Raw genomic sequence first — 14,412 nt, forward strand, 5'->3', positions numbered from 1 at the left:
GCTGCCAGACTTCTGAACCGAGGCGCCCATGCTGACCTTCACGCTCCGTCGCTTGCTCCTGGCAATCCCGACGCTTCTGTTCATCAGTCTGATCATTTTCCTGATCCTCGACCTGGCCCCGTCCGACCCGACGGCCAGCCTGCCCCTGACGATCCCGCCCGAAGTGCGCGCCGAGATCCGCGCCTCGCTCGGCCTCGATGAGCCGATGGTGGTGCGCTTTGCGCTCTGGTTGCAGCAATTCTTCATCAACGAGCCGCTGAACCTGCTGGAGCAATGGACCGGCCTGAGCTTCGGCGATGGCGACCGCACCCGCGTGATCTCGTGGCAGACCCGCAGCCCGGTCGTCGATATCATCGCGCAGCGCATGCCGCAGACCCTGTGGGTGGTCGGCACCTCCTATGTCGTCGGGATCCTGATCGCGGTGCCCATCGGGGTGATCTCGGCCTACCGGCAATACAGCTGGTTCGACCAGATCGGCACTTTCGTCTCGATGCTCGGCTTCTCTGTCCCGACCTTCTTCACCGGCGTCCTCTTCATCGTCATCTTCTCGGTCCAGCTTGGCTGGTTCCCCTCGGTCTACGACACCACCCATGTGGTGACGGATTGGGCGAGCTTCGTGGTGCAGCTCAAGCAGATCATCATGCCGGTGATGGTCCTGGGCCTCTACAATGCCAGCCAGATCAGCCGCTTCATGCGCGCCTCGATGCTGGACAACCTGAACCAGGATTACGTGCGCACCGCCCGCGCCAAGGGCATGACCGAGCGGGTCGTGGTCCTGATCCACGTGCTGCGCAACTCGATGATCCCGGTCGTCACCGTCATCGCGCTTGGCGTGCCGCAGGTCTTCGGCGGCGCGATCATCACCGAGCAGGTGTTCAAGGTGAACGGCCTCGGCCAGTTGCTGATCGTCGCCATCCAGAGCGGCGACATCCCCACCGTGCAGACGCTGACCTTCATCTTCGCGGTGCTCATCGTGCTCTTCAACCTGATTGCCGACGTCCTCTATGGCGTCCTTGACCCGAGGATCCGCTATGACTGATCTGGCCAATGTGAACGAGCAACAGGGCTACCGTGCGCCGCGCAACCAGTGGTGGGATGTCTGGGACCAGTTCAAGACCCACAAGGGGGCGCTGTTCGGGCTCGGCTTCTTCGTCTTCATGCTGCTCTTCGTCTATGTCGGCCCCTATCTGTGGCCGATCGACGCCACCTATATCGACATCCGCGCCCGCAACCAGGGCGCCTCCTGGGCGCATCCGATGGGCGCCGACCAACTGGGCCGCGACACGCTGGCCCGGATGATGGCGGGCGGACGCACCTCGATCGCCGTGGGCCTGACCGCAATGGCGCTGAGCCTGTTGCTCGGCACGTTCGTGGGCGTGATCGCGGGCTATTTCAAGAAGCTCGACGGGCCGCTGATGCGGCTGACCGACCTCTTCCTGGCGCTGCCGCTGCTGCCGCTTCTGCTGGTCATCATCATGCTGTTCCGCGACACGCTGCGCAGCACGTTCGGGCCGGAAAACGGCATCTTCATCCTCATCGTCTTCGTCATCGGCATCACCAGCTGGATGCAGGCCGCCCGCATCGTGCGTGGCGACGTGCTGGCCCTGAAGGAGCGCGAGTTTGTGCTGGCGGCGAAATCCATCGGCACGCCCTCGCACCGGATGATCACCCGTCACGTGCTGCCCAACGTGATGTCGCCGATCATGGTCTCGGCCACGCTCGGCATCGCCAACGCGATCATCACCGAAAGCGCGCTGTCCTTCCTGGGGCTCGGCTTTCCGTCCGACTACCCGACCTGGGGGCGGCTGTTGTTCGATGGCACCGAATGGCTGCAAAGGAACCCCGAGCGGGTGATCTGGCCGGGCTTGGCGATCTCGCTGACGGTGCTGTCGGTCAACTATATCGGCGACGGTCTGCGCGATGCGCTGGATCCGAGGATCCGCGGGCGGTAAGCGAAGGATTTCGCCGCGCTTCGCGCGCCGATCCGCGGGGGGCTGCCGCCCCCCGGACCCCCCGCAGGTATTGTCGGCAAAATGAAAGGGAAGGCGGCGCATGACCTGTCGTCCCGGTCGCCTGCGGGCCGGGGCCACGCAATGGGCGCGCGTTGCCCGCGCGAAAGCGATGTGCTACCATTCGACAAGCGCGTAAAGAATGCGTGCGGAGCAGGAAACGCGCGGAAAAATCGCAGATGCTGGATGCCACCGATCGCCGTCTTCTGAGGGCGATACAGGACAATGCCCAATTGACGGCGCAGGATCTGGGCGAGATGCTCAACCTCAGCCCCAGCCAGGCCGGACGCCGCCGCCAGAGGTTGGAGGCGTCGGGGATCGTGACCGGTGCGCGCGCGGTGGTCGCCCCGCAGGGCCTGGGGCTGCATGTGCAGGCCTTCGTGCAGGTGCAGATGAAGACCCACAGCGCCGAGATCGACACCAGTTTCGTCACCTTGCTGCGCGAGACGCCCGAGGTCACGGCCGCCTTTACCCTGACCGGCGAAGCGGATTACCTGCTGCGGGTCTGGTGCGAGGATTTGCAGGCGCTGCACCGGCTGATCCATGGCCGCCTGCTGCCCCATCCCAATGTCGCGCGGGTGCAGTCGCAGATCGTCATGGACCAACCCAAGACCGACGCGCCGCTGCCGGTCTGACCAGAAAACGGAGACGTCACGCCCCTTATGGACAACATCCTCTTCCAGTCCACGATCTTCCTTGCCGCCATGGTCATCGCGGTGCCGCTGTCGGTCCGCCTGGGGCTCGGCTCGGTCCTGGGCTACCTGATCGCCGGGATCGTCATCAGTCCGATCCTGAACCAGGCGGGCGTCGATCCTGTCGAATTGCAGCATTTCGCCGAATTCGGCGTCGTCATGATGCTGTTCCTGATCGGGCTGGAGCTGGACCCCAAGGGGCTGTGGGACATGCGCGACAAGCTGCTGCGCCTCGGCACCGCGCAGGTTCTGGTCTCGACGGTGGCCATCGGGGCGCTGGCCTACTGGCTCGGCCTCAGCTGGCAACCGGCACTGGCGGTCGGGCTGATCTTCGCGCTGTCCTCGACCGCCATCGTCTTGCAGACGCTGACCGAAAAGGGGCTCTTGCGCACGACCGGCGGGCGCTCCTCGTTCTCGGTGCTGCTGACGCAGGATATCGCGGTCATCCCGATGCTGGCAATCCTGCCGCTGCTGGCGATCCCCTCCCCCGCGGTGTTCAGCCCGGACGGGGCCATCCAACGCCCCTCGGTCACCGCCGCCGCCGCCGAGGCGCAGGAGGCGGGCATGTCGCTGGTCGACGGTCTGCCCGCCTGGGGCGTGACCCTCATCACAATCGCCGCCGTCGCCGCCGTCATCATCGGCGGAAAATACCTGACCCGGCCGCTGTTCCAGTTCATCCACATGGCCCGGATGCGCGAGATGTACACGGCCGTGGCGCTGGTCATCGTGGTCGGCATCGCGCTGCTCATGGTCCTCGTCGGCCTCTCGCCCGCGCTTGGCGCCTTTGTCGCGGGCGTGGTGCTGGCCAATTCCGAGTTCAAACACGAGCTCGAGGCCAATATCGAGCCCTTCAAGGGCCTGCTGCTCGGCCTGTTCTTCATCACCGTGGGTGCCAGCATCAGGTTCGGCGTGCTGTTCTCCAACTTCGCCATCATCATCGGGCTGACGCTCGCGGTGATGATCATCAAGGGGCTGATCCTCTTCGTGATCGGGTGGGTCTACGGGCTCAAGGGGCGCGATCAGTGGCTCTTTACCCTCGGCCTGGCACAGGCGGGGGAGTTCGGCTTCGTCCTCATTTCCTTCGCGGTCACGCAGCATGTGCTGTCGCAATCGCTGGTCGAGATCCTGCTGCTGGTCGTCGCCCTGTCGATGCTGCTGACGCCGCTGGTCTTCATCATCTACGACGTGCTGTCCTCCTATATCTCCGAGTCCGGCGAGACCGAACGCGAGGCCGACGAGATCGACGCGCCGGAGGAGATCATCATCGCAGGCACGGGCCGTTTCGGACAGGTCGTCAACCGCATGGTGCAGGCGGCGGGCAAGCGCACGGTTGTTCTGGACAACGATCTTGCCACGATCCAGCTGATGCGCCGCTTTGGCTATCACGGCTTCTTCGGCGATCCGACCCGGCCCGAACTGCTGCACGCCGCGGGGCTGGATCATGCCACGGTGCTGGTGGTGGCGATGGATGACAAGGAAGACGCCGTGCAACTGGTCGCCTATGCCCGCCAGCGCCGCCCCGATCTGCATATCGTCGCGCGCGCCTATGACCGGGTGCATGTCTACCAACTCTACCAGGCCGGGGCCAATGACATCGTGCGCGAGATGTTCGACAGCTCGCTGCGCGCCGGGCGCTACGTGCTGGAGAATGTCGGCCTCACGGAATACGAGGCGCATGAGATGGAGATGGCCTTCTACCGCCATGACCGGCAGGTGCTGCGCGAACTGGCCGAGCTGTGGAAACCCGGCACCCCGCTGGCCGAGAACAACGCCTATGTCGAACGCGCGCGCGAGTTGAACAACACGCTGGAAACGGCGCTGGCGACGCAGCTTGACGCCGCCGAAGCGCCGTTAGAGGACGACGAGGAGGAGGATGAGGAAGATCATGCCTCGCCCGCCGCCACGCCCGCCTCCTCGAAGGTCGCCATGCCCGAATGACAGGCGACGGCGCCCTTCAGGATCTGGATCGCCAGCGCCGCGCCCGAGCCTTCGCCAAGCCGCATGCCCAGTGACAACAGCGGCGCCTTGCCGAGCCGCGTCAGGAGCGCCTGATGCGCGCCCTCGGCCGAGAGGTGCCCGGCAACGGCATGATCCAGCGCCCCCGGCACCGCCTTTTCCAGGCAGGCGGCGGCGGCGGTGCAGATGAACCCGTCCAGGATCACCGGAATGCCCTCGACCCGCGCCCGCGCAATCGCGCCCGCCATCGCCGCCAGTTCGCGCCCGCCAAGGCAGCGCAGCGCCTCCAGCCCGTCACCTGACGCGCCGGGGTTGGCGGCCAGCCCCTCGGCCACCACACGCGTCTTCAGCGCCAGCCCCGCATCGTCCACACCGGTGCCGCGCCCGGTCCAGTCGGCGGGCTCGCCGCCAAAAAGCGCATGGGCAATGGCCGCCGCGGACGTGGTGTTGCCGATCCCCATCTCGCCCGTGACCAACAGGTCGGCATCTGCCGCCACCGCGTTCCACCCGGTGGCCAGCGCGGCCAGGAATTCGCCCTCCTGCATCGCGGGGCCTTGGGTGAAATCGCCCGTGGGCCGGTCAAGCTCCAGCGCATGGACATCCATCCTTGCCCCCGCCGCCTTCGACAGCTGGTTGATCGCCGCCCCCCCGGCCCGGAAATTCGCCACCATCTGCACCGTCACCTCCGCCGGAAAGGCGCTGACGCCGCGCGCGGTGACGCCGTGATTGCCGGCGAATACCAGCACTTGCGGCGCGTTGATCGCAGGCCGCGCATCGCCGCGCCACCCGGCATACCAGATCGCCAGATCCTCCAGCCGCCCGAGCGCGCCGGGGGGCTTCGTCAACTGCCCGTTGCGGGCCTCGGCCTCTTCGGTCGCGGCGTGGTCGGGGCCGGGGGCTGCGGCAAGACGGTCGCGGAACTCGGCGAGGGAGGCGAAGGTGGCGGTCATGGTCGGTGCGTCTCTTTCATTGCAAGGCCGGGGCCGGGCCGGTATGGCCGATTGCCAGAGGGAATGCGATGGAAAAGAGGGGTGCGGCATGGCCGGGACCGACATAACACACCGGGTTTTCGGCGATCTGCGCCTGGCGCTCGGGCTGCTGACGCGGCTGCCCCTGCCCGGTGAGGTCGACCTCACGCGCGGGGCCGCCGCCTCCTGGGCCTGGCCGGTGGCGGGATTGGCCGTGGCGCTGGCGGGGGGCATCGGCATCTGGCTGACCTCGGCCCTGCCCGTCGGTCTTTCCGCCGCCGCGGGCCTCGCCGTGATGATCCTGGTGACGGGCGCCATGCATGAGGACGGGCTGGCCGACACGGCGGACGGGCTCTGGGGCGGATGGGACCGCGCCCGGCGGCTGGAGATCATGAAGGACAGCCGCATCGGCACCTATGGCGTGATCGCGCTGATCCTGTCGCTGCTGGCGCGCTGGTCCCTGCTGGTGGCGCTGATCGGGGCCGGGGCGTTCTGGCCCGTGCTTGTCGCGGCCGCACTTCTGTCGCGGGTGCCGATGGTGTTCGTGATGGCGATGCTGGACCCGGCCCGCCCCGGCGGATTGTCGCGCGCGGTGGGGCAACCGCCCCTTGGGGCCGCATGGGGCGCGCTGGCGCTGGCGCTGATCCCGGCGCTGCTGCTTTGCGGGGGCGCGGCGGTATGGGCGGTGATCGGGATCGCGCTGCTCACGCTTGGCATCGCCGCCATCGCGCAGGCAAAGATCGGCGGGCAGACCGGCGACATCCTGGGCGCAACGCAGCAACTGGCCGAGATCGCCGCGCTCGCGGTCCTTACTGCCGCCGTCACATAAAAAAACCCCGCCGCAGTTCCCTGCGACGGGGCCGTTTCAGTCCTCATCCGGCTCTCAGGCGGCGGCGCGGGCGGTCAGCACGTCATCGACACGCTTCTGCGCGCCCGCCTCGTCCATGCCGTTCACGGCGGCCAGCTCCCGGGTCAGACGCTCAAGCGCCGCCTCATAGAGCTGACGCTCGGAATAGCTCTGCTCACGCTGGTCATCGGCGCGGTGCAGGTCGCGCACGACCTCGGCAATCGCGATAAGATCGCCGGAATTGATCTTCTGTTCATATTCCTGCGCCCGGCGCGACCACATCGCGCGCTTCACGCGGGCCTTGCCCTTGAGGGTCTCAAGCGCTTTCTTGACCACATCGGGGCTGGAGAGCGAGCGCATCCCCACCTCGGTGGCCTTGGCTGTCGGCACGCGCAGGGTCATCTTGTCCTTCTCGAAGGAGATCACGAAAAGCTCGAGCGTCAGCCCGGCAATCTCCTGTTCCTCAATGGACACGATCTGGCCCACGCCATGCGCCGGATAGACGACATATTCGTTCGGGCTGAAATCCTGTTTACGCGATTTGCTCATCTGGTTCTTCCTCTCAAGCCCGGGTATCAGGCGACAAAAACACCGCGAGGAAAGCGGAGCCTTCCAACACGAGGTGCATTACGGATGGTGTGATGCGCGTCTGGCAGCACGCGCGGAATTCTCTCACAGACTGGTTTCAGCCCTTAACATAGCACAAAAAAGGGCCGAATCAAAGCGCGGCGTGGGGCGCACGCGCGAAATCGCTGGTTTTACAGCGTCTTGCCGCAGGGGCAACATCGCATTTGGCAGGCGCAGAACCGGCCTGCCGGTCTCCCGAATCGCTTCAGCCGCCCTCACCGGGGTTTTCGGACAGAAGCGGCAGCTTGTCCGGCTTGCCGTCGAACTCCTCCGCCGTTGGCAACGGTTCCTTCTTGGAGACGATGACAGGCCACAATTCCGAGTATTTGCGGTTCAGCTCTACCCATTTTTCCATATCCGGTTCCGTGTCGGGCCGGATCGCGTCGGCGGGGCATTCGGGCTCACACACGCCGCAGTCAATGCACTCGTCGGGGTGGATGACCAGGAAATTCTCCCCCTCGTAGAAGCAATCCACCGGGCAGACCTCGACACAGTCGGTATATTTGCAATTGATGCAGTTTTCGAGAACGGCGTAGGTCATGGCGCATCCATTTCAGGTGTCGTCATGGGGTGTAATCCCCAGCACCCGATCATTCAAGCGGGCTGCGACGTAAAGAACCAAGCGCCCGGCGATCCTTGCCCGTTGGGCGGCCCTTTCCTTCATAGCCCGGATTTCGCGGAACATCGTCCTTGGCGGGCGTCAGATCGTCATAGAGCGCCTGCGCCTCGGGCGCCGGTCCGCGCCGCTCACCAAGCGCCACAACCCGCACCACCCTGATGTCGCGCCCCTGCAGGAAGGTCAGCACATCGCCCGGGGTGACGGTGGCGGCGGGCTTGTGGGTCTTGACCGCGTTCACCCGCACATGCCCGCCCGCGATCATGCGCGCGGCCAGGCTGCGGGTCTTGTAGAACCGCGCCTGCCACAGCCATTTGTCGAGCCGCAGCCGGGAGGGGGCCGCCTCGGTCAGCTGTCGGTCTTCAACCCCGCCAGCGCCTGCGCGAACGGGTTGTCGGGGTCGATCTTCTTCTCATGCCGCTTGGGCTGTGCGCTGAAGCTCTTGGGCTTGTCGCCGCGCGCTCCTTTCGGGGCGCCCTTCGGCTTGCCCTTGCCGCGCGGCTTGCCGCCGGGTTTGGCGTCGCGGCGCTGGCCCTGCGGGTTCGGACGGCGGCGGGGCGCCCAGGCGAAGGTGTAGAACACCTCCATCTCGGCGGGCTCTTCCGTGGCCTGCGCCTCGGGGATTTCGGTGGGCGGCTCGGCGGGCGGCAATTCGGTCGGCGGTTCCGCCGGGCCGGTGTCGGGGTCTTCGACGGGGGTTTCCTGCGGCGGCTCGCTCGGACCCTCATCGGGCTGCTCGTCCGGCACTTCCGTGGGCGGATCGGGGGTATCGCTGGCCTCGGGCGCGGCTTTCGCCTCTTCCACGGGCGCTTTCACCTTCGCGCGCTCGCCCTTCTCGGCCTTGTAGCCCAAACCTTCCATCAGGTCCGCGAACTGTTCCAGCGTCATGCCGGTGATCGAGAGCATATCGGCCGTCGCCTCGAAGCCGCCCCGCGTGTCCTGCTGGCGCAGCATGTCGGCGAGGCGTTCCAGCATGTCTATGCGGATCGCGCGCGCGCCTGCCAGCCGGTAGCCCGCATTGGGGTAGAATTCAGGGTCCGCCCCCTCGACGGCGGGGATCGTCACCAGGCCCGGCGGCGGGCTTTCGGCGAATTCCGCGTGGTCATTGGCCAGACCCCAGAGCACCAGGCGCAGCCGTGTCGGCGCGGGCTTCAGCAGGGCCTGCTGGAAGATCGTGAACTGGCCGAACCGCACGCCATGCTTGCGCAACAGCCCGCGCGCATCCTGGTCCAGCGCCTTGACCTCATCGGCGACGGGGCCGCGCGGCAAGACGCCAAGCGCCTCGACCATGCGGAAGGCAAACCCGCGCGCAAGGCCGGTGATCGCCTCATCCCGGCTCATCGCCAGAAGCGGCTCGAACAGGGTGGCGATCTTGCGGTCGATGAAATGCTGCAAGCGGCGCTGCACCTTCTGCATCACCTCCGGTCCCGCTTCCTCGTCGACAAAGGCTTCGGCGATGGGTTTCAGAGGCTCCGGCCCCTTGACCAGCTTGCCGATGGCCATGTCGCCCCACATCAGCCCGCCCTGTTCGGTGAAATCGAACTCGGTATCGGGCGCGTTGTAGAAGCGGTCGGCACGCAGATGGAACTCGGGCGCGAGGGACGCGACCGCCGCCTGACGCAATGTCTTGGCGTCCTCGGCCCCGGCGCTGGCATCCTGCCGGAACCGGAACCCTTCCAGACGGCCGACATATTCGCCCTCGACCGTCACTTCACCCTTGTCATTCACGTCGGCCACGAGGCCCTCCTTCTGCTTCAACCGGCGCAAGAGCACGGATGTGCGCCGGTCAACAAATCTCTGGGTCAGCGCCCCGTGCAGGGCGTCCGACAGGCGGTCTTCTACGGCACGCGTCGCCTCGCGCCAATGGGTTTCGTCATCGACCCAGTTCTTCCGCTGCGCAACATAGGTCCATGTGCGAATATAGGCCAACCGTTTCGATAATGTGTCAATGTCGCCATCCGTACGGTCCAAACGCTTGACCTGCCGCGCCAGCCAGTCGTCGGGCACGCGGTGCAGATCCTGCAGATACTCGAATATACGCGCGAGAAGCTGCGCATGTTCCGCATGGCTGATGCCGCGGAAATCGGGGATGCAGCAGATATCCCAGAGCAGCTTGACCCCATGCGCATCGGTCAGGCGCGGGGCCATTTCCGGCATCGCCGCGATGGTCTTCAGCGCCATCAGGTCGTCGGCCTCGCGCGCGCGGGTCAGCCAATCGTCGCCTGTCGGGGCCTCCAGACTGGCGATAAGCCGCTGAGCCGAGCCAAACTCCAGCCGCGCATTGCGCCAATGCAGTTTCTGGACGGGCCGAAAACTGTGCTCGGTGATCGCCGTCACCGTCGCCTCGTCCAGCGGCGGGGCCTCGCCCGTCACGCCGAAACTGCCCGGCTCGGTATAGCGTCCGGCCCGGCCCGCGATCTGGGCCAGTTCATTGGGCGCCAGCGCCCGCATCCGCCGCCCGTCGAATTTGCGCAGGCCCGAAAAGGCGACATGCCGGATATCGAGGTTCAGCCCCATGCCGATGGCATCCGTCGCCACCAGGAAATCGACATCGCCGTTCTGGTAGAGCTCCACCTGCGCGTTGCGGGTGCGGGGCGACAGCGCGCCCATGACCACCGCCGCGCCCCCTCGCTGACGGCGCAGAAGCTCGGCAATGGCATAGACGTTCTCGACCGAGAAGCCGACAATGGCGGATCGCGGCACCATGCGGCTGATCTTCTTCGACCCGGTATAGGTCAGCTCGGAAAACCGCTCGCGCCTTGTGAACTGGACGCCCGGGACCTGCGCCGCGATGGCCCCGCGCATGGTGTCGGAGCCCAGGAACAGCGTTTCGTGCAGCCCGCGCGCGCGCAGCAGGCGGTCGGTGAAGACATGGCCGCGCTCAGGATCGGCACAAAGCTGGATCTCGTCGATGGCCAGGAAATCGCAGCCCATGCCGGGCGGCATCGCCTCGACCGTGCAGACCCAGTATTGGGCGCTGTCCGGCACGATGCGCTCCTCGCCGGTGACCAGCGCCACGACGCGCGGGCCGCGCAGGGCGACGATCCTGTCATAGACCTCGCGCGCCAGCAGGCGCAGCGGCAGCCCGATGATACCGGTGCGATGGGACAGCATCCGTTCGATCGCGTAATGCGTCTTGCCGGTATTGGTCGGCCCCAAGACAGCCGTGATGCGCCCGTCGCGCTGCATGTCGCTCGTCCTTCGTGGATTTGGTGGCGCGTCAGAGCGCCGTGCCTTCGGTCGCGCGGTTCAGCCGCTCGATGGCGGCGGCGATCTCGGGCTGACGCGGGTGGATGCGGGCGGCGGCGCGGTAGGCGGCCAGCGCGCGCTCGGGCTCGTCCATCTCCTCCAGCATGATGCCAAGCCCGCTAAGCGCGCCGAAATGGCGCGGCTCAAGCGTCAGCACACGGGCCAGATCCTGCATCGCGGGGCCGTAGAGACCGGCCATGAAATAGGCCGAGGCACGCGCGTTCCAGCCCTCTGAAAACTCCGGCGCGTGATCCGTCAGCGCGGTCAGGTGGTCGATGGCGGCCCCGTAATCCTCGGCCTCCAGCGCCTGCATCCCGCGCCTGAGCAACAGGTCGGCGGAGGGCGAGCCGGAATTGGACAGCCGACGCTCGATCTCTTCCTCGATGCGTTGCCAATCCGTGGTGCCGGGGTCGCGCAGGCTGTCGAACAGGCGATCCAGGTCATTGCCCTGCGCCTGCGCCGGGGAAAGCCCCAGCCAGATCGCAATGGCTGCCGCCACGATAGCGTTGTATATTGAGGTCATAGTCATCATGTTCTTACCTGAATTTAACATTCGGCACCGATCATTCCAGCGTTTTCCGGTGCCCGTGACCAAAAGGAACGAAAATATGAGCGATATCATCACCGAGGCCGTTGCCGCCCTGCGCGAAAAGATCGACGGCGAATTCGACGGCTCGGCGAAATTCGAGATCGAGGGCGAAGGCTCGGTCGTGGTCGATGGCGCGGGCGTGCGCGAAGGCAGCGACGGCGATGAAACCGAGGTGACGCTGACCGCCGATGCCGACACGTTCCGTGAGATCCTCTCGGGCGAGTTGAACCCGACCTCCGCCTTCATGGGCGGGCGCCTCAAGCTCGACGGAGATATGGGCACCGCCATGCGCCTGGCCGGCCACCTGTCCTGAGCCATGCTGGAACCGGCCCCCTATCTCGCGGATATCGCGGAAGGCCCTTCGGGGGCGCAGGCCTATTGGCTGCGCGCCGCCGACGGCACCCGCATCCGCCTGGGCGTCTGGCCGCAGGGGGACAAGGGCACTGTCCTGATGTTTCCGGGCCGGACCGAATATATCGAGAAATACGGCCGCGTCGCGGCGGAGTTCGCGGCGCGCGGATATGGAATGATCGCCGTGGACTGGCGCGGCCAGGGCCTGGCCGACCGCCCCGCGCATCGCCGCGACATGGGCCATGTCATGAGCTTCGACGAATACCGCGAGGATGTGGCGGCCCTGCGCGAGGCGCTGCGCGTGCTGAACCTGCGGGGCCCGCATTTCCTGCTTGGCCATTCGATGGGCGGGGCGATCGGCTTGCGCGCGCTCTATGACGGGCTGCCGGTCGCCGCGACGGTGTTTTCCGCGCCGATGTGGGGCATCCGCATGACCGGGTTCCTCAAGGCCATCTCTGGCATCGTCATGGGGCTGTCCAAGCCACTCGGCCTGGACAAGACCTTCGCGCCAACCACCGGCCCCGCCGCGCCGATGGCGTTCGAGGACAACCCGCTGACACATGACCGGGACCAGTTCGCCTATATGGAGGGCCAGACCGCCCGACATCCCGAACTGGCGCTCGGCGGCCCCTCCATCACCTGGGTGCATGCCGCGGTCGAGGAATGCGCCACGCTGGTCGCGCTGGACCCGCTGGACATGCCCACCCTGACCATGATCGGGTCGGAGGAGAGCATCGTGGAACCCTCGGCGGTTCACGCAAGGATGGAGAACTGGCCGGGCGGGCGGCTCGAGGTGATCGAGGGCGCGCGCCATGAATTGCTGATGGAGGTCGACGCGTTGCGGACCCCTTGCATCGAGGCCATCGCCACCTGGTTCGACAGCCACAGCGCGCGGCGGGACGCCGCGACCGGATAAGGGCCCGTCGTGGCGGACGCGGCCCGTCAACGGGCCGCACATGCGCTCGGTCGACCGAGCGCCCCCGCGCCAGGCCGCCCCGTCATCTACAACGATTGACATGAGATGAATTGGTGCGGTCGAGACGCATCCAATCCCTATATCTTGGGGCACCACGGCATAGCCGATTTCTCACTATCCCCAGTTATTTATGACAATCCCTGTCCCGTGGTGTTCCATCGGGCGGCGTGGCATACTATATCTAGAGGGGGATTGAGAAGGGGACGAGATGACCCGTGCATTGAACAAGCTGACCGCTTCACAGGTCAAAGCCGCCCAGCCGGGCAAGTTTTCCGATGGTGGCGGGCTATGGCTCTACAAGCGCAAGGATGGCGACGCGCAGTGGGTGTTGCGGGTGACGGTTCACGGGCGGCGGCGCGAGATGGGCTTGGGTGCATATCCCGACACGTCACTGGCACAGGCGAGGGAAGCCGCGAACACATGGCGGGACGTGACGCGGCAAGGTAAAGACCCGATCAAGGAGCGAGAACGGCAGAGGCGCGATGCTGAGCGCCAAATGCACTTGCTCAAAGACGTTGCCATTGATGCCTTTGAAAGCCGAAAGGCCGAGTTGAAGGGCGATGGCAAGGCGGGCCGATGGTTCTCGCCTCTCGAATTGCACGTTCTGCCCAAGCTGGGCGGTGTGCCTGTCTCAGAGATCGACCAAAGGGACATACGCGACACGCTGGCCCCGATCTGGCACAGCAAGGCCGCGACCGCGCGCAAGGCTATCAACCGGCTAGGCGTCTGCATCAAACATGCGGCGGCGCTGGGCTTGGAAGTTGACGTGCAGGCGACCGAGAAGGCGCAGGCGCTCTTGGGGCGACAACGCCATACCGTGACCAATATTCCTGCGGTTCCTTGGCAGGACGTGCCTGCCTTCTACCAGAGCCTGTCGCAAGGCACCGTGACCGAACTGGCGTTGCGGCTTCTTATCCTCACGGCGCTCAGGTCAAAGCCTATCCGCTTCATGCGGCTGGACCAGATCGACGGGGATACATGGACGGTTCCGGCTGAGAACATGAAATCGCGGAAAGGCGTTGCCACGGATTTCCGGGTGCCGCTTTCAACAGAGGCGCTGAGCGTCATTGAACAGGCCAAGCCTTTTGCGCGCGATGGATACCTGTTTCCCAGCATCCGCAAGGGCGTGATTTCCGATGCCACAATGGCCCGCTACATGGAACGGCGCGGCATGGTCGAGAGGCCGCACGGCTTCCGGTCATCCTTTCGGGACTGGGTCGCGGAAACCACCAACACCCCGTTCGACGTGACTGAAACCTGTCTGGCGCACACCGTGGGCGGCAAGGTCGAGCGGGCGTATCGCAGGACGGATTTCTTGGAGCAGCGGCGGGCGCTGATGGAGCGGTGGGCTGATTATTCCATTCAAAAAAAGGCAGTTTTGGTGAGCTTTAGGAACGTCTGATCAACGCCTTCGGCTGCGCCGAGGCTTCGGCTTGAAGGCAGTTTGGCGCCGGACAGACGCCGTTGCCAGCGATTTTCGCGCCGTTTGTGCCGCCTGAGCGGCGGTTTGGTCGATTTTGGACGGACTCCGC

At 65.9% G+C, this 14,412-nt stretch carries 14 protein-coding genes; 8 read left to right on the forward strand and 6 right to left on the reverse strand.

Annotation, left to right across the window (positions count from 1 at the left end; all coding sequences use genetic code 11):
• Positions 1-28 precede the first annotated feature (28 nt).
• From AC13C7_RS09625 to AC13C7_RS09640, 4 genes are all read left to right on the forward strand, one after another.
• A complete protein-coding gene (locus AC13C7_RS09625) occupies positions 29-1,039 on the forward strand; it encodes an ABC transporter permease (protein ID WP_172321525.1) in 1,011 nt (336 codons plus the stop codon).
• Positions 1,032-1,952, forward strand: coding sequence for an ABC transporter permease (locus AC13C7_RS09630; RefSeq protein ID WP_172321526.1), 921 nt, complete (start codon positions 1,032-1,034; stop codon positions 1,950-1,952). The genes AC13C7_RS09625 and AC13C7_RS09630 overlap by 8 nt, the downstream gene beginning before the upstream one ends.
• 236 nt (positions 1,953-2,188) lie before the next feature.
• Positions 2,189-2,644, forward strand: a complete 456-nt coding sequence (locus AC13C7_RS09635; RefSeq protein WP_482867338.1) for an Lrp/AsnC family transcriptional regulator — start codon at positions 2,189-2,191, stop codon at positions 2,642-2,644.
• Positions 2,645-2,671: 27 nt separating this feature from the next.
• Complete coding sequence (locus tag AC13C7_RS09640; protein ID WP_446169319.1) at positions 2,672-4,639, forward strand: cation:proton antiporter domain-containing protein; 1,968 nt, start codon at positions 2,672-2,674, stop codon at positions 4,637-4,639.
• Here AC13C7_RS09640 and cobT read toward each other — a convergent pair.
• Positions 4,585-5,607 (reverse strand): nicotinate-nucleotide--dimethylbenzimidazole phosphoribosyltransferase, encoded by a 1,023-nt coding sequence (gene cobT / locus AC13C7_RS09645; protein WP_482867339.1) that lies wholly within the window; start codon positions 5,605-5,607, stop codon positions 4,585-4,587. The two genes, AC13C7_RS09640 and cobT, sit on opposite strands and share 55 nt — an antisense overlap.
• Positions 5,608-5,695: 88 nt before the next feature.
• On the opposite strand from cobT, the gene cobS reads away from it, so the two are divergent.
• A complete protein-coding gene (gene cobS, locus AC13C7_RS09650) occupies positions 5,696-6,454 on the forward strand; it encodes an adenosylcobinamide-GDP ribazoletransferase (RefSeq protein ID WP_482867340.1) in 759 nt (252 codons plus the stop codon).
• 54 nt (positions 6,455-6,508) lie between these two features.
• Here cobS and AC13C7_RS09655 read toward each other — a convergent pair whose 3' ends face one another.
• The 5 genes from AC13C7_RS09655 to AC13C7_RS09675 form a co-directional block, all read right to left on the reverse strand.
• The gene (locus tag AC13C7_RS09655; RefSeq protein WP_172321531.1) at positions 6,509-7,021 is read right to left on the reverse strand and encodes a CarD family transcriptional regulator; all 513 of its coding nucleotides are present in this window, start codon (positions 7,019-7,021) and stop codon (positions 6,509-6,511) included.
• Positions 7,022-7,304: 283 nt separating this feature from the next.
• Positions 7,305-7,640, reverse strand: coding sequence for a ferredoxin FdxA (gene fdxA / locus AC13C7_RS09660; RefSeq protein ID WP_172321532.1), 336 nt, complete (start codon positions 7,638-7,640; stop codon positions 7,305-7,307).
• 49 nt (positions 7,641-7,689) lie between these two features.
• Entirely contained in the window at positions 7,690-8,067 is a 378-nt protein-coding gene (locus tag AC13C7_RS09665; protein WP_474887979.1) for an RNA-binding S4 domain-containing protein, read from the reverse strand.
• Positions 8,064-10,904 (reverse strand): helicase-related protein, encoded by a 2,841-nt coding sequence (locus AC13C7_RS09670; RefSeq protein WP_482867341.1) that lies wholly within the window; start codon positions 10,902-10,904, stop codon positions 8,064-8,066. Before AC13C7_RS09670 ends, AC13C7_RS09665 begins: the two co-directional genes overlap by 4 nt.
• Before the next feature lie 31 nt (positions 10,905-10,935).
• Positions 10,936-11,496 (reverse strand): tetratricopeptide repeat protein, encoded by a 561-nt coding sequence (locus AC13C7_RS09675; RefSeq protein WP_214647530.1) that lies wholly within the window; start codon positions 11,494-11,496, stop codon positions 10,936-10,938.
• A gap of 76 nt (positions 11,497-11,572) precedes the next feature.
• Here AC13C7_RS09675 and AC13C7_RS09680 point away from each other — a divergent pair, with 76 nt between their 5' ends.
• From AC13C7_RS09680 to AC13C7_RS09690, 3 genes are all read left to right on the forward strand, one after another.
• Entirely contained in the window at positions 11,573-11,866 is a 294-nt protein-coding gene (locus AC13C7_RS09680) for an SCP2 sterol-binding domain-containing protein (protein ID WP_172321534.1), read from the forward strand.
• 3 nt (positions 11,867-11,869) lie between these two features.
• A complete protein-coding gene (locus AC13C7_RS09685) occupies positions 11,870-12,820 on the forward strand; it encodes an alpha/beta fold hydrolase (protein ID WP_446117707.1) in 951 nt (316 codons plus the stop codon).
• Positions 12,821-13,088: 268 nt separating this feature from the next.
• Complete coding sequence (locus AC13C7_RS09690) at positions 13,089-14,282, forward strand: tyrosine-type recombinase/integrase (protein ID WP_482867342.1); 1,194 nt, start codon at positions 13,089-13,091, stop codon at positions 14,280-14,282.
• Positions 14,283-14,412 lie beyond the last annotated feature (130 nt).

The organism is Alterinioella sp. B-7 (assembly GCF_056857775.1).

Coding starts and splice junctions, on each gene's coding strand:
- AC13C7_RS09625 (WP_172321525.1), top strand. CDS start 29: ATGCTGACCTTCACGCTCCGTCGCTTGCTCCTGGCAATCCCGACGCTT.
- AC13C7_RS09630 (WP_172321526.1), top strand. CDS start 1,032: ATGACTGATCTGGCCAATGTGAACGAGCAACAGGGCTACCGTGCGCCG.
- AC13C7_RS09635 (WP_482867338.1), top strand. CDS start 2,189: ATGCTGGATGCCACCGATCGCCGTCTTCTGAGGGCGATACAGGACAAT.
- AC13C7_RS09640 (WP_446169319.1), top strand. CDS start 2,672: ATGGACAACATCCTCTTCCAGTCCACGATCTTCCTTGCCGCCATGGTC.
- cobT (WP_482867339.1), bottom strand. CDS start 5,607: ATGACCGCCACCTTCGCCTCCCTCGCCGAGTTCCGCGACCGTCTTGCC.
- cobS (WP_482867340.1), top strand. CDS start 5,696: ATGGCCGGGACCGACATAACACACCGGGTTTTCGGCGATCTGCGCCTG.
- AC13C7_RS09655 (WP_172321531.1), bottom strand. CDS start 7,021: ATGAGCAAATCGCGTAAACAGGATTTCAGCCCGAACGAATATGTCGTC.
- fdxA (WP_172321532.1), bottom strand. CDS start 7,640: ATGACCTACGCCGTTCTCGAAAACTGCATCAATTGCAAATATACCGAC.
- AC13C7_RS09670 (WP_482867341.1), bottom strand. CDS start 10,904: ATGCAGCGCGACGGGCGCATCACGGCTGTCTTGGGGCCGACCAATACC.
- AC13C7_RS09675 (WP_214647530.1), bottom strand. CDS start 11,496: ATGATGACTATGACCTCAATATACAACGCTATCGTGGCGGCAGCCATT.
- AC13C7_RS09680 (WP_172321534.1), top strand. CDS start 11,573: ATGAGCGATATCATCACCGAGGCCGTTGCCGCCCTGCGCGAAAAGATC.
- AC13C7_RS09685 (WP_446117707.1), top strand. CDS start 11,870: ATGCTGGAACCGGCCCCCTATCTCGCGGATATCGCGGAAGGCCCTTCG.
- AC13C7_RS09690 (WP_482867342.1), top strand. CDS start 13,089: ATGACCCGTGCATTGAACAAGCTGACCGCTTCACAGGTCAAAGCCGCC.